17 protein-coding genes and 1 tRNA gene are annotated in these 19,253 nt (G+C 41.6%); 5 read left to right on the forward strand and 13 right to left on the reverse strand.

The window, feature by feature from the left end; genetic code table 11:
* Genes G0029_RS14245 through G0029_RS14260 form a run of 4 tightly spaced genes read right to left on the reverse strand, consistent with a single transcriptional unit; the run spans position 1 to position 2,988 of the window.
* Positions 1 to 528 (reverse strand): pilus assembly protein PilP, encoded by a 528-nt coding sequence (locus tag G0029_RS14245; protein WP_078192530.1) that lies wholly within the window; start codon positions 526 to 528, stop codon positions 1 to 3.
* Positions 525 to 1,247 carry a type 4a pilus biogenesis protein PilO gene (locus tag G0029_RS14250; RefSeq protein ID WP_180106821.1) on the reverse strand — a complete coding sequence of 241 codons (723 nt, stop codon included), beginning with the start codon at positions 1,245 to 1,247 and terminating at the stop codon, positions 525 to 527. The genes G0029_RS14245 and G0029_RS14250 overlap by 4 nt, the downstream gene beginning before the upstream one ends.
* Positions 1,244 to 1,930 (reverse strand): PilN domain-containing protein, encoded by a 687-nt coding sequence (locus G0029_RS14255; RefSeq protein ID WP_078189382.1) that lies wholly within the window; start codon positions 1,928 to 1,930, stop codon positions 1,244 to 1,246. The genes G0029_RS14250 and G0029_RS14255 overlap by 4 nt, the downstream gene beginning before the upstream one ends.
* On the reverse strand, positions 1,930 to 2,988 hold the full coding sequence (locus G0029_RS14260) for a pilus assembly protein PilM (RefSeq protein WP_078192532.1): 1,059 nt from the start codon (positions 2,986 to 2,988) through the stop codon (positions 1,930 to 1,932). Before G0029_RS14260 ends, G0029_RS14255 begins: the two co-directional genes overlap by 1 nt.
* 165 nt (positions 2,989 to 3,153) lie before the next feature.
* Between G0029_RS14260 and ponA the strand changes: the two genes are divergently transcribed.
* Positions 3,154 to 5,694, forward strand: a complete 2,541-nt coding sequence (gene ponA, locus G0029_RS14265; RefSeq protein WP_180106819.1) for a penicillin-binding protein PBP1a — start codon at positions 3,154 to 3,156, stop codon at positions 5,692 to 5,694.
* Between the two features lie 56 nt (positions 5,695 to 5,750).
* On the opposite strand, the gene G0029_RS14270 is transcribed toward ponA, so the two are convergent.
* The 9 genes from G0029_RS14270 to G0029_RS14310 all read right to left on the reverse strand — a co-directional run bounded on the left by G0029_RS14270 (position 5,751) and on the right by G0029_RS14310 (position 16,228).
* Positions 5,751 to 6,554 (reverse strand): putative RNA methyltransferase, encoded by an 804-nt coding sequence (locus tag G0029_RS14270; protein ID WP_180106972.1) that lies wholly within the window; start codon positions 6,552 to 6,554, stop codon positions 5,751 to 5,753.
* 77 nt (positions 6,555 to 6,631) lie between these two features.
* Complete coding sequence (gene mraY, locus G0029_RS14275) at positions 6,632 to 7,750, reverse strand: phospho-N-acetylmuramoyl-pentapeptide-transferase (protein WP_078189386.1); 1,119 nt, start codon at positions 7,748 to 7,750, stop codon at positions 6,632 to 6,634.
* Entirely contained in the window at positions 7,750 to 9,159 is a 1,410-nt protein-coding gene (locus G0029_RS14280) for a UDP-N-acetylmuramoyl-tripeptide--D-alanyl-D-alanine ligase (RefSeq protein ID WP_180106817.1), read from the reverse strand. Before G0029_RS14280 ends, mraY begins: the two co-directional genes overlap by 1 nt.
* Before the next feature lie 9 nt (positions 9,160 to 9,168).
* Positions 9,169 to 10,665 (reverse strand): UDP-N-acetylmuramoyl-L-alanyl-D-glutamate--2,6-diaminopimelate ligase, encoded by a 1,497-nt coding sequence (locus G0029_RS14285; protein ID WP_180106815.1) that lies wholly within the window; start codon positions 10,663 to 10,665, stop codon positions 9,169 to 9,171.
* Positions 10,666 to 10,675: 10 nt separating this feature from the next.
* Positions 10,676 to 12,502 carry a penicillin-binding protein PBP3 gene (ftsI, locus tag G0029_RS14290; protein WP_168378186.1) on the reverse strand — a complete coding sequence of 609 codons (1,827 nt, stop codon included), beginning with the start codon at positions 12,500 to 12,502 and terminating at the stop codon, positions 10,676 to 10,678.
* A 12-nt stretch (positions 12,503 to 12,514) separates the two neighbouring features.
* The gene (gene ftsL / locus G0029_RS14295) at positions 12,515 to 12,847 is read right to left on the reverse strand and encodes a cell division protein FtsL (RefSeq protein WP_180106813.1); all 333 of its coding nucleotides are present in this window, start codon (positions 12,845 to 12,847) and stop codon (positions 12,515 to 12,517) included.
* A 10-nt stretch (positions 12,848 to 12,857) separates the two neighbouring features.
* Positions 12,858 to 13,769 carry a 16S rRNA (cytosine(1402)-N(4))-methyltransferase RsmH gene (gene rsmH / locus G0029_RS14300; protein ID WP_078189391.1) on the reverse strand — a complete coding sequence of 304 codons (912 nt, stop codon included), beginning with the start codon at positions 13,767 to 13,769 and terminating at the stop codon, positions 12,858 to 12,860.
* A 185-nt stretch (positions 13,770 to 13,954) separates the two neighbouring features.
* The gene (locus G0029_RS14305) at positions 13,955 to 14,971 is read right to left on the reverse strand and encodes a sulfate ABC transporter substrate-binding protein (RefSeq protein ID WP_180077121.1); all 1,017 of its coding nucleotides are present in this window, start codon (positions 14,969 to 14,971) and stop codon (positions 13,955 to 13,957) included.
* 249 nt (positions 14,972 to 15,220) lie between these two features.
* The gene (locus G0029_RS14310) at positions 15,221 to 16,228 is read right to left on the reverse strand and encodes a sulfate ABC transporter substrate-binding protein (protein ID WP_180106811.1); all 1,008 of its coding nucleotides are present in this window, start codon (positions 16,226 to 16,228) and stop codon (positions 15,221 to 15,223) included.
* A 381-nt stretch (positions 16,229 to 16,609) separates the two neighbouring features.
* Between G0029_RS14310 and G0029_RS14315 the strand changes: the two genes are divergently transcribed.
* The 4 genes from G0029_RS14315 (at position 16,610) to G0029_RS14330 (ending at position 19,245) form a co-directional block, all read left to right on the forward strand.
* On the forward strand, positions 16,610 to 16,903 hold the full coding sequence (locus G0029_RS14315) for a hypothetical protein (protein ID WP_180106809.1): 294 nt from the start codon (positions 16,610 to 16,612) through the stop codon (positions 16,901 to 16,903).
* 170 nt (positions 16,904 to 17,073) lie between these two features.
* A complete protein-coding gene (gene gltX / locus G0029_RS14320) occupies positions 17,074 to 18,582 on the forward strand; it encodes a glutamate--tRNA ligase (RefSeq protein WP_180077127.1) in 1,509 nt (502 codons plus the stop codon).
* Positions 18,583 to 18,673: 91 nt separating this feature from the next.
* A tRNA-Glu gene (locus G0029_RS14325) sits at positions 18,674 to 18,749 on the forward strand.
* A gap of 154 nt (positions 18,750 to 18,903) precedes the next feature.
* Positions 18,904 to 19,245, forward strand: a complete 342-nt coding sequence (locus tag G0029_RS14330) for a hypothetical protein (RefSeq protein ID WP_078189395.1) — start codon at positions 18,904 to 18,906, stop codon at positions 19,243 to 19,245.
* Positions 19,246 to 19,253: the final 8 nt, after the last annotated feature.

Consider the following 19,253-nt stretch of genomic DNA (forward strand, 5'->3'; position numbering starts at 1 on the left):
TTAAGGTGCTGGTCCAATTAATATGAGACTTCTAGGACGCTCTACATATCCTTCTCGCCCATCCGGAATAATCTCAATCAAATCAATTTGAGTCGGGGTAATATTTACCACTCGACCATGATTGAGCCCCATATAACTTCCACGTTGAATACGCTCAACTTCACCATCAGGTGTCTGAATCAAGGCTAATATTTGCCCAGATTGGTTACGCATACTACCCTTCATATTCAGGGTTTCGAGTGCATAACTCTCCAAAGGTTGAGGCTGACGGCTCAAGTTTGGATAAACACGCTTACCTGCCATGATTTTAAGTTCTGCTGCCAATGAACTTGGCAAGAACGGACTTTTTAAAGAGTGCGCCGCATAATTAAAAGTTTCGACAGGTACAAAATCTGGCGCAGGTTCAATCGCTAGTGGAGCTTGATTGCGTATATTTGCCATCTCTTGATTGACCACATCAATACGTGATTCACAACCAGCCAATACAAATCCAACCATCACAGAAAGTGCCAATTTATTCATTTTCATTTTGGAGCCTCCTGTGTGCTTGCTGAATCTGCAGCTTTCGCAGCACTTTCAGTATTCCCTTCATAACGATATGTTTTTGCAGAAATCACATAGTCAATTTTTGGAATATCTGAGTTCTTTTCTTTATTTTCAGTTGCTGTAATCGTTAAATTATGCAAAGTCACAATCCGTGAGAGCCCCGCAATACCACTTACAAATGAACCAAAGGCGTGGTAATCACCTGTTGCCTCAATATGAATTGGCTGTTCCGTAAAGAACTCTTGCTTCACTTCAGGCTCAAGGCGAATAATTTTAAATTTCAGTCCAGAATTCACACCAGTTATATTAATATCATCAACTAAATCTGGAATTTCAGTTTCTTTCGGCAATTGTTCTAATTGTTGATTAAAACGTGCTTCCATATCCTGCAACTGCAGCTGATATTGTTGCAAATTACGTAGTTTTGAATCTTTTTCACGAAACTCATTTAACAAATTTTGTTCTTGCGCATTGGCACTTGAAATAGCTTCAATCTTGCCTTTAATCGCCAAGAAATAGCCCAAAATTGCCACAAGGATAATGATAAAAATCCAACATGTAATTTTGACTGAAATTGGCCAACTACCATAGTTATTCGGATCTAGCGTATTGAACTGCTGTACAAACTTATCAAAAGTCATTTTCTTTTTCGGAATGACCACAGCATCTTGATTCAATTGTTCAAATTCATCACGACTCATTTTGCAGCCTCCGGAGTTGGTGTTGCTGCAGTTTGTGCGTCAGATGTTTGCGCCGATGAAGCTGACTGTCCTGCATTTGCTGCTGGATCATTAATGGTCGGCTGCGCAATTTGCTCCAAATCAGCAGTCACAGTAAATGCACCATAAGATTCTTCTACGCGAGGAACCACTGACGTCGGTGCTTTGTCTTTTTTCTCTTCCGCCACAAGGAATGAGCTCATGAAGGCATTACGATACCAAGGTGATGCTTCCAAATTACGCAGTAGATCTGCAACAGTGTTTGGACTTTCCGCACGCCCTTCGATCATAAATTTGTCGCCATTACGTTCAAATTTTGTGATGTACATATTGGCAGGTGTCACACGAACCAATTCATCTACAAGATGTACAGCGATTGGACGTTGACCTTGTAAGCCTTGAATCAACTTCATTCGTTCAATAATGGCATTACGCTGTTCTTGTAAACCATCCAAAGACTTTAATTGAACATCTAAGTTTTGGTTATGACTGATAATCAATTGGTTCGCTTGTTCTTGATCTTTTAATTTGTGATCAAAGTACAACCATGTTAAACCAACCCCAATTACCCCAATTAAGAAAGCCCCAATACAAAGTGCAATAAATTCTTTTTTTCGTTTCTCTCTTAGCTCATCACGCCAAGGGAGCAAGTTAATTTTTGCCATTAATCAAAACTCCTCAATGCTAGACCGCATGCCACCATGAGTGATGAGGCATCATTTTCAATTTTTTTAATATCAATTTGAGGTGAAAAACCCATTTGTAAGAATGGATTGGCAATCGTGACGCGGTAACCCAATTTTTGTTGAAGTAATTTTGCAAGCCCCGGAATATTGGCATTCCCCCCTGCCAATAAAATATGGTCAATTTCGTTGAACTGTGAAGATGAGAAAAAGAACTGTAAAGAACGTGCTGCTTGTTGAACGACAGCTTCTAAGAAGGGTTCTAAGACTTCGATATCATAATCATCTGGCAAGGCACGTGTTTTTTTCGCTCGACCTGCTTCTTCGAAAGACAATGCATAGCGATTTTGAATTTCCTGTGTCAATTGTTTGCCACCAAACACTTGCTCACGGGTATAAATCACTTTGTTATTCTGCATGACAGATAAGGTCGTCATACTATGACCAATATCTAAAATACCCACGGTATTCACACCCATTGGCAAAGTATCTGAGAAAACTTTAAACGCATTTTCAATTGCAAAGCTTTCTACATCGCCAATTTTTGGTGTAAGACCAGCAAGCTGAATGACTTCCGCACGCGCTTCGACATTTTCAATACGCGTAGCGACAAGCAAAACATTGACACGATTTGGGTTGGACAGACGATCTGGCAAGACTTCAAAATCAAGGCTCGCTTCATCAAGTGGGAACGGAATATATTGCTCAGCATCATCACGAATCTGAATTTCACGTTCATCATCGTTCATATCTGCGTCCATTTCGATGATTTTTGTAATCACCATCGACGTTGGAACCGCCAAAGCTGCATTAGTGGTCTGAGTATTGGCCAAATTAATTGCGCGCTCTAAACAGTCACCGACAGCTTCCGGATTCAATATGTTCTTTTCAACAACACTTCCTTCTGGTAATGGCACCAAAGCATAGCTTTCTACCCAATACCGCCCACTCTTTACAGAAAGTTCCAAAACCTTAACAGAAGTCGAACTAATATCTACTCCTATTAACCCCTTATTTGGCTTACGATATAACCTGAGCACAATATAATTCCTATTATTTTTTTATCCCCAAAAAAATTAACCCACTAATTAGCATTGGTCTATAATTTTATACAGATACAATAACTCATCTAACAATCCGTATATCGAAAGGATATACTGACCACCAATTAGTTTGCCATTAGCTCTTATTAAAACTTACTTGTTATGAAAAAGCTATCTTGTTCAGGCCTTGTTCATCCATTTTTTTTGGCCATTATTATTATTTTGGTCGCAATTCCAATGGGTTTCTATGGCATGTATCTCTATATTGCCCCGTCTTTGCCTGAAATGTCCATCTTAAAAAAGGCTCCATTATTAAAACCATTGCAAGTTTATAGTGCTGATAATGAGCTGATTGCAGAATATGGTGGCAAACTTTCGGTTCCTGTAGAGTACGACCAAATCCCGTCTCATTTCATTCATGGCTTTTTAGCTGCGGAAGATTCTTCGTTCTTTGAACACAGCGGAATTAGTTTCAAAGGATTGGGGCGTGCCGTCAGTGAAAGTATTACAGGCTCAGATGTGCAAACGGGTGGTTCAACCATTACCATGCAGGTTGCAAAAAACTATTATCTGACTCCAGAGCGTACTTTAAAACGTAAACTAACCGAAGTTTTCCTTGCTCGAAAAATTGAACAAAATCTAAGTAAGGAAGAAATTTTAACGCTGTATGTTAACAAAATCTTTTTGGGCAAAAATGCATACGGGATCGCAGCAGCTGCAAAAATTTATTATAACAAGAGCTTGCAAGATTTGAGCTTGGCTCAAATGGCAATGATTTCAGGCCTACCCAAAGCACCATCAAAATATAATCCTGTAGCCAATCCAAAACGTGCTTTAGAGCGTCGTAATTGGATTTTAGGACGTATGTTGCAATTGGGTTATATCAATCAATCGGAATATCAAAAAGCAATTGCTGAACCAATTAATCTCGATATGCCTGACCGCGGAGTTAGCAACAAATTCCCCTATGTCGGGGAAATGGTTCGCTCTGAGCTCGTAGAAAAGTTTGGCGAACAAGCGACAGATTCTGGCTATAAAGTCTATACCACCATCAACAGCCAACGCCAAGCCTATGCTGAGCAAGCTGTGCAAGATGGTCTTGAAGCTTACGATAGACGACATGGTTGGCGTGGTGCAGAAGCACATGATGAGCCATTAAAAAACTTTATTCCATATGCTAACACTTATCCTGCCGAAGTCACTAAAGTCAACAACACCAGTATCGAAGTGTTGATGCAAGATGGCAGTAGTGTGACTGTTCCATGGTCAGGTCTGTCTTGGGCACGCCCCTATCGCAATGCCAATAGTGTAGGTAATGCGCCAAGCAAAGCCTCACAAATTGTAAAAGTAAAAGATATTATTCGCCTACGTCCAAATGCTGATAAAAGCTCATGGGCTTTGGTACAAATTCCAAAAGCACAAGGTCAATTGATTGCCCTTAATCCCAACAATGGTGGTATTGAAGCCATTGTCGGTGGTTATAATTTTTATCAATCTAAATTTAACCGTGCCTTACAAGGCTGGCGTCAGCCGGGTTCAACCATTAAACCCTTTGTTTATGCTTTAGCACTTGAACGTGGCATGACTCCGTATTCCATGGTCAATGACAATCCAATTACGATTGGCAAGTGGACGCCTAAAAACTCTGACGGTCGCTATTTAGGGATGATACCTCTACGCCGTGCCCTCTATTTATCACGTAACACAGTTTCAGTTCGCTTATTACAAGTGGTCGGGATTGAACGTACTCGCCAATTATTTATGGATTTTGGTTTGCAAGAAAACCAAATTCCACGTAACTACACCATTGCTTTAGGTACCCCACAGGTATTGCCGATTCAAATGGCGACAGGTTATGCGACATTTGCCAACGGTGGATATCGTATTCAACCGCACTTTATTAGTCGTATTGAAGATGCTTATGGCAAAGTGATTTATCAAGCCAATCCTGAATATGCATGTATTCAATGTATCAATCAAAAGGACGAAGTTGAATCTGCAGATCCGACCACGCCAGATGATGAAGTGATTGAAGTCACTAATCAGGATAATAAACCTGCTGAATCGAAAATTTCAGATACTGAAGCAGCAAACTATAAACAAGCTCAGCGAATTTTGAAGTCAAGTTCGGCCTTTGATATGGCGAACATCTTGCGTGACGTGATCCAACACGGTACAGGTCGTGCGGCATTAAAAATTGGTCGCGGAGATTTAGGCGGTAAAACCGGTACAACCAATGATGCAAAAGACGCGTGGTTTGCTGGATTTAATGGAAAATTAGTCACTGTGGCTTGGGTCGGTTTTGACCAACCCTCTACCTTAGGTCGTCGTGAATATGGTGGTGTAGCAGCTCTGCCGATTTGGTCAGATTTTATGGCGAAATCACTCAAAGGCACACCTGAAGCTTGGGTGCGTTTAGATACTCATGCCAAGAATCCAATCAATCGCAATTCAGCTAAAGCGACTCAAGGTCAACCTGAACAAGATCGTGCAGCAACGCCGCCGATGGCTCAACCGCTGTATCGTCCTGCTCCTGTTGTACCAAAACCACAGGCTACGCAAAATGATTTTGAAGATCTTCCACGGTCTGCTGAAACCAATCTTGCACCTACTCGGACTGCGCCACCACCAATGCAGCCTAAACCACAAGGTACAGAGCATAAAACTGACGCACTTGATCATCTCATCGATCAAGTTCAGTAAATAAGCTGCATAAAAAAAGCCCTCAAACGAGGGCTTTTTTTATCACTTCCAATGCATTATTTCTTTTTAAAGAGATAAATTTGATACTGCGCTTGCAACTCAAATTGTTCATTTTTTTCTAGAGCTTCTCGACGCTCAGCTTTCACTTTATAGGCATAAGGCGTCATTGCAATTAAGTTTTTGAGATCCTGCTGAGAAAGTGACATTTTCGCTTGTACCACTTGCTCACTTTCCAATTCAAAATCATTCGCCAGTTGTTCCACAAATTTATGCGGTTCATGTAGTTTTACTTCTTCAAACAGGGCTTCACGCATTGCATAAAGATGCTCTGGCGCAGGTGTAACCACCATCAAGTGCCCCTCAGGCTTTAACACACGAAGGATTTCTTCTTGAGGAATAGGACTAAATAAACTCGTACACAAGTCAATCGAATGATCTAATACAGGTAAGGTTGCCCCTGTCCCAACCACCCAAGTCACCTCTTTATTCAGTTTAGCGGCCACTTGTACTGCATTTTTAGCGATATCGACACCCACACACTGTAATACTTCAGCTTGCATCGCATTGGTGTAATAGCCTTCACCACAGCCAATATCCAATAAGTTTTCAACACGTAACTTTTGAATCAAAGCCACTACTGTCTGTTGCAAAGGTGCATAGTGACCTGCACTTAAAAATGCTCGACGCGCCTGTACAGATTCAGGCGTATCGCCCGGGTTTTTACTGTGTTTATGCTGAACCACATGTAAATTGACATAGCCTTGTTTTGCAACATCATAGCTATGATTATTTTCACAGCGCCATGTCCGCTCTGTGAGTTTCAATGCTTCACGGCATACAGGACACATCAACAGGTTCATCATTTACTCCACTATATTTTTGAAATAAAAAAACCGGCATCTGTGGGAGCAAATGCCGGTTTCGTTTATTTATTTGCTTAACGTAATTTTAAAGTCATTAGACCCAAAACTACCAGCATAATTGTGATAATCCAAAAACGAATCACCACCTGAGTTTCACGCCATCCCTTTTTCTCATAGTGATGGTGCAGCGGTGCCATTAAGAATACACGCTTGTTCCGCATACGCAGTGAGCCAATTTGCAAGAAAACAGAAATAGCTTCAACCACAAAGACACCGCCCATAATGGCAAAAACGATTTCTTGACGAACCATGACTGCGATCGTACCGAGCATCGCACCTAGAGATAAGGCACCGACATCACCCATAAACACTTGAGCAGGATGCGCATTAAACCATAAGAATGCCAAACCAGCACCGATCATTGCCGCACAGATCACGACAAGTTCAGATGCGTATTTCACATAAGGGATATGTAAATAATCAGCAAAACGAACATCACCAGCCAGATAAGCAAACACACCTAAACCAGCGGCAACCAGAACGATTGGCATAATCGCCAGACCGTCCAAACCATCCGTTAAGTTCACAGCATTAGATGCGCCGTTAATCACCAAATAAGTAAAGACAATAAAGCCAATACCGAGTGGAATAATAGACAATGGAATGCTAATTTCTTTAAAGAATGGAATCAGCAGATCCAACATATTTGAGGTATGTACTGGGTTTGCTTGCTGTGTCGCAATCACATAGAGCGCAATACCGGCGCCTAACGATGCTACAGAAGTCCAAAAGAATTTCTTCTTCGCAGGCAGACCGGCATTGTCTTTATAACGGATTTTAATCCAGTCATCTGCCCAACCCACAGCGCCAAAGATCACCATCACCCCAAGTACAATCCATACATAAGGGTTTGAAAGATCGGCCCAAAGTAAGGTTGAAATCCCAATAGACAGTAAAATCAACACACCACCCATAGTTGGTGTGCCCATTTTTTTGGCATGATTTTCAGGCGCAAATGAACTGACTGCCTGACCATATTTGAGAGCTTGCAATTTGCGAATCATCACAGGTCCAAGTAACAGACCAATGGCCAATGCCGTTAAGACACTGAGTAGCGAACGAAGCGTTAAATAACGAACAACCTGAAACGAGCTGTGATAACCCGCAAGCTGCTCAAATAACCATAACAGCATTAAAGTTTCTCCATCAATTCAGCCATCAAAGTTTCCATGTGGGTATAACGAGAACCTTTAAACAGGAAACTCATGGACTGAGGCTGATGTGTTTTGACTAGACTAATTAATAACGGTAAAGCCTGTTCTTGAGTAAGAAAGGCTTGTAATTTTTTACCATATTGTGTACTGCGCGCGCCTTCTTGCACAGCAGGTGAAAACTCACCGACAGCAACGACAAATTGAAGACCAGAGTGTGATACAAGATCACGTCCCAACATGTAGTGCTGCTGTGCAGCAGATGAACCTAACTCACCAATATCCCCAATGACCATGACTTTGATGCCATCTTGCTGCGCAAGTACATCAGCAGCAGCACGCATTGAGGTTGGATTTGCATTGTAAGTATCATCAATAAACAAATAATCTTTATGTTGAATAAAGTTTAGACGGCCTTTGGCACCTGTCGCATGTTCAAGACCCACAACGATGTCATCTAAACTCACACCAATCGACAACGCGAAAGCTGCGGCTGCAGTGGCATTTTGCACATTATGTTCACCAGCAAATGGCAGTTGAACAGGCCGTGCACCTTGCGGCGTATTTAAGATAAAACGTGAAGATTGAGCCTGAAGCTCCGTCTCAGTCGCAAAGACATCCCCGCCCTGACCAAAACTCATTAATTGCTCAGTTTGCACCGCTAGACGAATGGCATCTGTAAAATCATCTGCCGCAGGCACAATCGATGTTCCTGTTTTCGCTATATGTGCATAAATTTCAGACTTGGCACGACAAATGCCATCACGCCCACCAAATTCACCCATATGAGCAGTACCAATATTTAAAATACCGGCAACCTGAGGCTGTACCAAATTTGAGGTGTAATCAATTTCACCCTTATGACTGGCACCAAGCTCCATCACGGCATACTGATGTTCTGGACGCAACTCAAGTAACATCATCGGTACGCCAAGGTCATTATTTAAATTACCGCGCGTAATTAATGTTGGTGCAAGACGAGAAAGGATACTCCCGAGCATCTCTTTGGTTGTGGTTTTACCACTGCTTCCTGTCAAGGCAATGACTTTTAAAGCTGGGTTTTGGGCACGACGAAATGCACCCAAATGTCCAAGCGCCAAACGTGTATCTGCAACCACCAACTGATAAATATCCACATCGACCGGATGACTGACAATGGCAATTTCACACCCCTTTTCAGCCACTTGAGCAAGGAAGTCATGCGCATCAAAGCGTTCACCTTTCAGGGCAAGAAAAGCGTCACCTTGCTCTGCATGACGTGAGTCGGTCAAAATTCGTTTTACAGAACCTGTCGGCGCTTGATTGTTATGCCAGTGACCTTGTGTCGCTTGAACCAACTGTTCGGCAGTCCATGGTTCTAACGGAACCGTACTGGTCGTTGAAGTATGCATATCTGTTTCCTATTGCGCTGGATAAGCCGAGTCAGTGTTGTGATGTTGTGAATCAATCGCTGATTTCACTTCCACCACATCATCAAACCAATGTCGAACACCATCAATTTCTTGATAGTTTTCATGGCCTTTACCAGCAATCACCACAATATCACCCGCTTGGGCATGGTTGACTGCGAATTTAATCGCTTCACGGCGGTCATGGATTTCATGGACAGTTTTTCCAGTAAAATCAATACCAGCCTTCATATCTGCAAAAATTTGTTCTGGGTTTTCAGTACGTGGATTATCCGAGGTAATCAACGCAACATCTGCATGGTTTAATGCCGCTTGTGTCATCAATGGACGCTTACCACGGTCACGATCACCACCACAGCCAAACACCGCCCATAACTGTTGCGATACATGACGTTTTAAGGTCTGTAACACTTGAACTAAAGCATCTGGTGTATGTGCATAATCCACCACAAACAGGCGTTCATCATCACGAATCACTTGCATACGACCCGGTGCACCTTTTAACTCGGGCGCAGTTGCGATCAAGGCAGATAAGTCAAAACCCGCTTGCTCCGCTGAAATTAAGCTCGCCACAATATTTTCAATATTGAAGTGTCCCAATAATGGACTTTGCACCACAAATTCAGCTTGAGCAGTACGCAATTTAAATTGTGCGCCCGTTAAGCTGTATTGAATATCCGTCACTTGATAATCCGCAGCCTGACGCGTTGAATAAGTCAAAATTTTAGGCTGAGCCGGGTTTTGGCGTGCGACATTCAGCATCACTTCTGCATGTTCATCATCGAGATTGATGACTGCAACTTTGAGCGATGGAAACTGAAACAAACGTGATTTCGCTTCAGCATAGGCTTCAAGGGTTTTATGATAATCCAAATGGTCACGACTTAAATTGCTATAAGCGGCAATTTCAATTGCACAGCCATTTAATCGACCTTGTTCTAAGCCATGCGAACTTGCCTCAATGGCAGCAAACTCTGCACCTTCAAGTGCATAGGTATGCAACGCATTTTGCATATGTAACGCATCTAAAGTGGTGTGAGAAGAGGCTTCTAAATTCGGTAAAATTCCGTTACCAGTGGTTCCCATCACTGCACATTTTTTGCCTTGCAGCATGAGTAATTCAGCGATTAAACGAGAGATCGTGGTTTTACCATTGGTACCCGTCACTGCCAAAATTCGTGCAGCTTGAGCTGGTTGAGTTGCCTGTAAATATTGCTTTTGCCACTGCCCCATCAATTGACGCACATCCGCGATCACGACACTTTGATCCAAGCCCAAATCAGTTTCTGAAATGACAGCCAACGCGCCATTCTCTAACGCTGCACGTGCAAATTGTGCTGTTTTTTCAGGTTGCGAAAACGAAGTCAGGGCAATAAATATTTGCCCTGCTGTAACTTTGCGACTATCCAGATTGAAGCCCTGAAAGGATTGCAACATCCATTCAGCGGGCTGTTCAACGGTGTATAGATCTTGAAACGTAATTTTCATTCATCACCTATTACTGGATCTTAGGAGTGTCTAAAGGTTTATCTAATGGTACGTTCATTAAACGTAAAGATTCTTGCATTACACGAGCGAAAACTGGTGCAGCCACCAGACCACCGTAATACTGACCTGTCGGGTTTTCCACTACAACAATCATGGCCAAACGTGGATCACTCACTGGTGCAACACCGGCAAAGAGTGCTCGATATTCTGAAGTCGAATAGCCTTTACGGTCTGCACGTAATTTATGTGCTGTACCAGTTTTACCCGCCACGCGATAACCCGGAATATTGGCTTGACGTGCCGTACCACCCGGTAAGGTCACCGCTTCCATCATTAAAAGCACTTGATCAGCAATTTTAGGGTCAACCATCTGCTCACCTTTCGGCTTTTCCTCAAGCTTGTACAAGCTCAGTGGCATTTTGACGCCCTTGTTGGCAATCATGGCATATGCATCAGCCAGTTGGAGTACCGTAGCGTTCAAACCATAACCATAAGCCATGGTTGCTACTTCTGATACATTCCATTTGCTCTTCGGCAAAATCAGACCAGCACTTTCGCCGGGGAATTTCACCGCTGAACGTTGACCAAAGCCCAGGCGTTGATAGAAGGTCGGTAATGTTTCATAAGGGAGAGATAAAGCGATTTTTGCCACACCGACGTTAGACGATTTTTGAATAATGCCGCCCAAAGTCAGAGGACCATAGTTATGCGTGTCTCGAATAGTATGATTGCCAACGCGCATAGAACCCGGTGTAGTATTTACCACCGTATTTGCCGTGTATTTACCGCTTTCCAATGCCATTGCCACGGTCATTGGCTTCATAGTTGAACCCGGCTCAAATGAGTCAATTGCACCACGGTTACGCATGGCATCTTTATTTAAGACACCTTTTTTATCATTTGGGTTGTAAGACGGCCAAGAGGTCATCGCTAAAATTTCACCCGTTTTGACATCGACAGCAATCGCTGTGGCAGAACGTGCGTTATTGGCTACCCCGGCTGCAGTCAACTCACGATACATAATGTACTGCAAACGTGAATCAATACTCAGTGTGATATTTTCACCCGACTCAACTTCTTTCACGATCTCAGGGTCTTTAACGCGGTTGCCTTTTTTATCTCGGACAATTTGCTGCGCACCATCTACGCCTGCAAGACGTTCATTCAATTGCATCTCTAAACCTTCGATGCCCATACCCTCACTATTGGTTAAACCAATAATTTGTGAGTTTGGCTGAGGCTGTGGATAGTAGCGCTTATAGTTTTTCTCGGTATATACCCCCTGAAAGTCACGTTTCATGATCAATTCAGCTTGTTGTGGTGGCACTTCTTTCTTTAAAACTAAATAACGTGAACGTGGACGCTCATTCATTTTGCGTCTCAGTTCGGCACGATCCATCCCTACAGCATCAGCGAGTTCATCTAAATTCAGATTTTTATCTGGTAATTGACGTTTTAACTTACGATTGTTTGGATCTTTAGCCAATTCGGCCGTAATTTCTTCAAAGAGTTTTTTATTGTCAAAATAATCACGTGGATCGATCACGATTTTCATGATCGGAGTACTAATGGCTAAAGGAACGCCGTGACGGTCATAGATTACACCGCGCATGGCTTTTAAGGTTTCAGTTCTTAAAATTTTGGCATTGGCTTTATTTTGTAAAAAGTCTTTATTGATGATTTGTACATAAAAAGCCCGCCCGACCAATGCAATAAAGCACAGTAAAACCACCGCCCACATCAAGTGATAGCGCCACATCTCCACCGAAATGGCTGTACGACCAGTAACAGACTGCTGTTTTTTACGCGGAGTTTGTTTGTTTCTCTTTTCAACCATGTGACCGGCAGCCTATTTTTTCTGTTCAGGAGTTTGTGGCAATGAAATAACAACGGTTTGTGCAATAGGAGGCGAATACATCCGTAATTGGGTAACTGCACGTGTCCCAATTTGGGCTGTTGCACCAAAAGTTTGTTGTTCGATCAGCAAACGTCCCCATTCTGCATTGAGGTCATCCCTTTCACGCATATAGGTACTCAATTGACGATAATCTTGGCGATATTCAAAGACTTGAAACACCACCATAATCGCACTCACAAAAACCAAGAGCAATAAAATGCTGTATGTAATGATTTTCTTAGACTGCGATTGATCAGAGTTTTTTTCGATTGCTTCGGTTTTCATTCTTTGCCTTTTAAGCTAAACGCTCTGCCACACGAAGCCAAGCACTACGAGATCGTGGATTGGCTTTAACTTCTTCTTCACTTGCTTTAATTCGTGACACTTTTTTTAAGCGGCGGGTATCTTCGCGTTTTTGTGGCAACCCCCAGCCTGTGTCTTCTGCAAGTGTAGATTCTTTTTGAATAAATTGTTTAATTAAACGATCCTCTAAAGAGTGGAAACTGATCACTGCAAGAGTGCCTTCAGGTTTCAGCATATCCACCGCTTGAGGTAAGAAGATATCAATATCGTCGAGTTCTTTGTTAATAGCAATACGAATTGCTTGGAAAGTTCGTGTCGCTGCATGTTTATTTTTTTCCCATTTCGGGTGGGCAACTTTCACGATTTCAGCCAATTGAGCTGTGGTATCAATATAACCTGCCGCTTTAATTGCTTTAGCAATACGACGGCTATAACGCTCTTCACCATATTTAAAAATAATATTGGCCAAATCTTCTTCTTCAATATCAACTAACCACTCTGCGGCTGTTGGACCTTGTGAGTTATCCATACGCATATCGAGTGGGCCATCTTTCATAAAGCTAAAGCCACGCTCGGCTTGATCTAGCTGTGGAGATGACACCCCTAAATCCGCCATAATACCGTCGACCAAATCGATACCACGACTACGCAGTTCCTCTTTTAAATCGGCAAAACTGGCGTGAATGATTTTAAAACGCGCATCTTCTTGTTCTAATTCTGCTGCAACAGCCAATGCTTGCGGGTCTTTATCAAAGGCATAAACACGTGCATTTTCATCTAATTTAGACAGTAATAAACGCGTATGACCACCACGCCCAAATGTACCATCTACGAAAATTCCTGTATTGCGATCTGCCAGTAAAGCATCAACAGTTTCATGAAGTAATACAGAAATATGCGACATAAGGGTTCGTTCAACACAGCTAAAAATGTAACTGCACATTATTACCTTGTTTTAGCAAAGCTCCAAACGTCTTTTTGTACAGAAATATTACTTTCCATAGAGAAAACCGTTTTTATTTTTTGGCATTCATTAAAAAACCTCCCGAAGGAGGTCTTTGTACATCTCAAATCATAGATTTCGATGTATTAACGCTTGTTATTGTAGATCTGATCGAAGATCGCACCATTCACAAAATGTGTTTGTTGTGCTTTTGCCCAGCCACCAAAGACTTCATCAATAGTAAAAGTTTTTAAAGGTGGGAACTGAGTTTTATATTTTGCTAAAACTGCTGCATTACGTGGACGATAGAAATGACGAGCAGCCATCTCTTGACCTAATGGAGAATAAAGATAATTGATATAGCCTTGAGCTAACCATTTATTACCATTTTTTTCAACAGTTTTGTCCACGATCGCCACTGAAGGCTCAGTCAAAATCGACATCGATGGATACACGATATCAAATTTGTTTTTACCCAAAGTTTTTTGAGTAACTAAAGCTTCGTTTTCCCAAGTCAATAACACATCACCAATACCACGTTCTGCAAATGTAGTCATCGATGCACGTGCCGCAGAGTCCATTACTTTTACGTTATGGTACATCTTACCCACGAAATCTTTGGCTTTCGCTTCATTACCACCCGGCTGTTTCAAAGCATAACCCCAAGCTGACAAGTAAACCCAACGTGGGAGACCGCCAGTTTTCGGGTTTGGGGTAATAATTTGTACGCCCGGTTTGGTTAAATCAGACCAATCTTTAATATGTTTCGGGTTGCCCTTACGCACCATGAAGACAATCGTTGAAGTATATGGTGCTGAGTTATGTGGAAACTCTTTTTGCCAACCCGGCTGAATCTGACCAGACTTTACAATTTCTTCGATGTCATTGGCCAAGGCCAAAGTCACGACATCACCTTTTAAACCATCAACCACGGATCGGGCTTGTTTACCTGAACCACCATGTGATTGTTTAAATGCAACCGTTTTACCGGTACGCTCTTTCCAATATGCACCAAATGACTTATTAAATTCGTCATAAAATTCACGCGTTGCATCATAAGAAACGTTTAAAAATTCACGATCAGCGGCCTGAGCAGACGCTGAGAAAGCAACACCAGTGGCAAGCAACGCGGCACTGAGCCACGCCTTAAATTGAGTTTTCATAACAGCCAGCATAAAGTTATATTCAATACTGCTAAATATATGAAATAAAGTCATAAATCGCAATTGCAGCAAGTTTAGACCCTTTTGCTGAATACAGCTAACGCAGCGAATTTAATTGTCTGTTTTTCATATTAAAATACACAAAAACAATCTACTTATTGCCTATATATAGATTTTTATGCATTACATATGCAAAAAACGGATAATCTAGATTATCCGTTTTTACAGCGCACATTATAGTGGGTCGTTTTACTCTTTATTCTTTTCACTATAGATTTGATCAAAAATCGCACCATTCACAAAATGTGTCTTTTGCGCTTTAGCCCAACCGCCAAACACTTTATCAATGGTAAAGGTTTGAACTTTCGGGAACTGAGCAGCATATTTTGCAGTGGCTTTTGCATCGCGAGGGCGGAAGAAATATTTACCTGCCAGCTCTTGGCCATTAGGTGAATATAGATAGTTCAAATAACCCTTCGCCAAATTTCGATTACCATTTTTGTCGACAGTTTTATCTACTACAGCTACTGAAGGTTCAGCTAAAATTGAAATAGACGGATAAACAATGTCATATTTATCTTTGCCTAAGCCCTGAGTTGCTAACAGTGCCTCATTTTCCCAAGACAATAAGACATCTCCAATGCCACGCTCAGCAAAGGTCGTGAGCGAACCACGTGCACCAGAATCCAATACTTTGACATTGCTATAGAGTTTTTTCACCAATTCTTTGGCTTTAGCCTCATTTCCACCCGGCTGTTTTAATGCATATCCCCAAGCTGATAAATAGATCCAACGCGGTGCCCCACCTGTTTTTGGATTTGGCGTAATAATTTCAACACCCGGTTTGGTCAGGTCATTCCAATCTTTAATTTTTTTCGGGTTGCCCTTACGCACCAAAAATACGATAGTTGAGGTATACGGTGCAGAATTATGTGGAAATTGTTTTTGCCAATTTTTATTGATTTGTCCAGTCGCCACAATTTCATCAATATCATTAGCCAATGCCAAAGTGACAACGTCTGCTTGCAAACCTGTTGCCACTGCACGAGCTTGTTTGCCAGAGCCACCGTGAGATTGTTTAAAATTAATCTCTTGTCCTGTACGTTTTTTCCAATATTGTCCAAATTCTTGGTTATATTCCTGATAAAACTCACGTGTTGGATCATATGAGACATTTAAGAAATCTTTTGCGGCATACACCTGTACCGCCACCCCACCCAACAATGCGAAAATGCCCGATGCTATTATTTTTTTCATCTGCTCAAACTCAAATTGATCTTGAGAGCACTATATAAATCAAAAATAACTTTAACAATCAGCTATCTATAATATTAATTCAAATCTATTTCTGTTTTAAAGATATCTAAAAATAACGTATTTAAAGCTTTAATTCTGCTAATGCAGCAACAATCAGAAGCGATCTCCATGCTATCTTCATAGTTGTTTGCTAAAACATCCGAAAATCTGGAGAAAACAGTCTATTTAGGTAATCCTAGTACAGACTTTTTTAGTTTTTTTGTAAAAATTGTGACGTAGTTCTACTTTTTAATTACGAAAGATGGTTAAATCGTAGTCTAAATATTAAAACTATTTTGCAAATAAAAAGTTCCATCACCAAAACTAGGGGGAGATTTGGACATGAAATTTTCATACGCACTATGCCTAGGCTTAAGTTTAAGTGTGACTGCACAGACTGGATTTTGTGCTGCAACCAGCACCGCATCGAATAACAAACTTACGATGCCTGCTGAACGTACCTCATTGATCGAAAAAGCGATTAATCAGCAAAAATCTGAAGGTAAAGGCCGTACAGACGATAATTTAAAAGTACTTACGTCTATTAAAGCTGCACCGACTCAAAGTTTCTTTGCATCACAAAACCAAAGTTTTTCTCGTTTTGTTCAAGCTATTTTTTCTGGTAGCAGCTCATAACGACAACAGCATACTCATGTTATCCAAGATATTGTTTTAGACGAGTTCCCCTACTGTCGTCTAAAACAATACTTAAAAATGCCTGATCATTCAATGTTGAATTAAGCATTAAGTGATCAGGCTTTTTCGTTATAATAGATCCCAATTTACATTCTGATTAAAAGCTGATTATGACTGTTCGTACTCGTATCGCACCTTCTCCTACTGGTTTCCCGCATGTTGGGACTGCTTATATTGCATTGTTTAACTTATGTTTTGCGAAGCAACATGGCGGTGAATTTATTCTTCGTATTGAAGATACAGACCAACTGCGCTCTACCCCAGAATCTGAGAAAATGATTTTAGATTCATTGCGTTGGTTAGGTTTGAACTGGTCAGAAGGTCCAGATGTAGGTGGCCCTCATGCGCCATACCGTCAATCTGAACGTATGGACATTTATAAACAATATGCTTTGGAACTGGTTGAAAAAGGTCATGCATTCTACTGCTTCGCAACAGCAGAAGAACTCGATCAAATGCGTGCGGAACAACAAGCACGTGGTGAATCACCGCGTTATGACGGTCGTGGCTTAAAACACACTGCAGAAGAAGTTGCACAGCGTTTGGCTGCTGGTGAACCGCATGTCATTCGTATGAAAGTGCCTGAAGAAGGGATTTGTAAATTTAACGACTTACTACGTGGTGAAGTCGAAATTCCTTGGGCGCAAGTCGACATGCAAATTCTACTGAAAACCGATGGTTTACCGACGTATCACTTGGCAAACGTGGTTGATGACCATTTAATGGAAATCACTCACGTGATTCGTGGTGAAGAATGGATTCCATCTGCGCCTAAACACCAATTGTTGTACAAATATTTTGGCTGGGACATGCCAGTGCTATGCCACATGCCGTTGTTACGTAACCCAGATAAATCAAAACTGTCTAAACGTAAAAACCCAACGTCAATTAACTACTACAAAGACATCGGCGTTTTACCTGAAGCATTATTGAACTATTTAGGCCGTATGGGCTGGTCAATGCCGGATGAAAGTGAAAAATTCACTTTGGCTGAAATGATTGAACACTTTGACATTCAACGTGTATCACTAGGCGGTCCAATCTTTGATGTTGAAAAGCTAAACTGGTTAAATGGTCAATGGATTAAAGGTTTAACACCGGGTCAATTGCTCGACACCCTGCTGGCTTGGAAATCAGATCGTAATACCTTGGAAGAAATTGCTGCTGCGATTCAACCGCGTATTAATTTATTATCTGAAGCAGTGAATTGGGCAGGTTTTTATTTCAACCAATTCCCAACACTCAGCAAAGAACAGTTTGAAAGCAAAAAGTTGACTGAAGAACAAGTGCGTCAAAGCCTTCAATTTGCCATCTGGCGTCTAGAAAGCATGTTCACTTGGAACAATGACACCGTCAGCCAAACGCTTATGGATTTGGCGAACCAAATGAACATTAAACTTCGTGACTTCATGCCAACCTTCTTTATTGCTATTGCAGGTTCAACATCTTCGACACCGGTTATGCAATCAATGGTAACCATTGGTCCTGATTTAACCTTTGCTCGCTTACGTCATGCACTTGAAATTGTGGGCAGCCCGAGTAAAAAAGAAACAAAAGCATGGGAAAAACTCAATGAAAGCTTAAAACTGCCGAAAAATGATGCAGTTGATGAAGCTTAATTGACTTTTTAGTTGACGGATGGGCGTTATCCCCCTAATATAGCGCCCATACCGAGAGATGGTGTCAACCCACTCTAAGTTGCCTCAAATTGTCCCTATCGTCTAGAGGCCTAGGACATCGCCCTTTCACGGCGGTAACCGGGGTTCGAATCCCCGTAGGGACGCCATATTCAAGGTGATGCAAATCATCTTATAAAAAGCCCAAGCATTATGACTTGGGTTTTTTATTGCCTAAATTTTATCTGATTTAAATTTACGGTATTTTTGCTTTCTGCGTCATTCTGATTAAAATAAACCATAGATTAAAATTATGGAGTTGCAATGCAATACCGTTGCCCTAAATGTCAAAGCCCTAAAATTATGCCCCTTGCGCAAGCAGGCCAGCCTGTTGCTCGTCCTGTCGTGCCTAAAAGCCTGATTATCCTCATCCCTGCGGTATTTATTCTTTTACTGTTGGTGATTATCAGCATCGCAATGTGGATTTTTGGTGACGGTGCAGGTACTACATTACAAACTGCGACTGTTGTTGTATTTATTGCTTGCTTGATTGCTGGCTTCATGTTCTATCGCGACTTGCCAGATTTCAAAATTTCAATGCAAGGTTTTATGCAATCACAGAAAAAATGGAAATGCCGCGAATGTAATCATGAGTGGGAAATCTAAGCCGGCCA

This window comes from Acinetobacter sp. YH12138 (assembly GCF_015218525.1).
Lineage (GTDB): Bacteria > Pseudomonadota > Gammaproteobacteria > Pseudomonadales > Moraxellaceae > Acinetobacter > Acinetobacter amyesii.

Excerpts from the sequence above, each read along its gene's own strand:
- G0029_RS14330 (WP_078189395.1), top strand. The coding sequence starts at position 18,904 with ATGCAATACCGTTGCCCTAAATGTCAAAGCCCTAAAATTATGCCCCTT.
- ponA (WP_180106819.1), top strand. The coding sequence starts at position 3,154 with ATGAAAAAGCTATCTTGTTCAGGCCTTGTTCATCCATTTTTTTTGGCC.
- mraY (WP_078189386.1), bottom strand. The coding sequence starts at position 7,750 with ATGCTGTTATGGTTATTTGAGCAGCTTGCGGGTTATCACAGCTCGTTT.
- G0029_RS14255 (WP_078189382.1), bottom strand. The coding sequence starts at position 1,930 with ATGGCAAAAATTAACTTGCTCCCTTGGCGTGATGAGCTAAGAGAGAAA.
- G0029_RS14280 (WP_180106817.1), bottom strand. The coding sequence starts at position 9,159 with ATGCATACTTCAACGACCAGTACGGTTCCGTTAGAACCATGGACTGCC.
- G0029_RS14315 (WP_180106809.1), top strand. The coding sequence starts at position 16,610 with ATGAAATTTTCATACGCACTATGCCTAGGCTTAAGTTTAAGTGTGACT.
- G0029_RS14305 (WP_180077121.1), bottom strand. The coding sequence starts at position 14,971 with ATGAAAACTCAATTTAAGGCGTGGCTCAGTGCCGCGTTGCTTGCCACT.
- ftsI (WP_168378186.1), bottom strand. The coding sequence starts at position 12,502 with ATGGTTGAAAAGAGAAACAAACAAACTCCGCGTAAAAAACAGCAGTCT.
- ftsL (WP_180106813.1), bottom strand. The coding sequence starts at position 12,847 with ATGAAAACCGAAGCAATCGAAAAAAACTCTGATCAATCGCAGTCTAAG.
- rsmH (WP_078189391.1), bottom strand. The coding sequence starts at position 13,769 with ATGTCGCATATTTCTGTATTACTTCATGAAACTGTTGATGCTTTACTG.
- G0029_RS14310 (WP_180106811.1), bottom strand. The coding sequence starts at position 16,228 with ATGAAAAAAATAATAGCATCGGGCATTTTCGCATTGTTGGGTGGGGTG.
- G0029_RS14270 (WP_180106972.1), bottom strand. The coding sequence starts at position 6,554 with ATGAACCTGTTGATGTGTCCTGTATGCCGTGAAGCATTGAAACTCACA.
- G0029_RS14245 (WP_078192530.1), bottom strand. The coding sequence starts at position 528 with ATGAAAATGAATAAATTGGCACTTTCTGTGATGGTTGGATTTGTATTG.
- gltX (WP_180077127.1), top strand. The coding sequence starts at position 17,074 with ATGACTGTTCGTACTCGTATCGCACCTTCTCCTACTGGTTTCCCGCAT.
- G0029_RS14250 (WP_180106821.1), bottom strand. The coding sequence starts at position 1,247 with ATGAGTCGTGATGAATTTGAACAATTGAATCAAGATGCTGTGGTCATT.
- G0029_RS14285 (WP_180106815.1), bottom strand. The coding sequence starts at position 10,665 with ATGAAAATTACGTTTCAAGATCTATACACCGTTGAACAGCCCGCTGAA.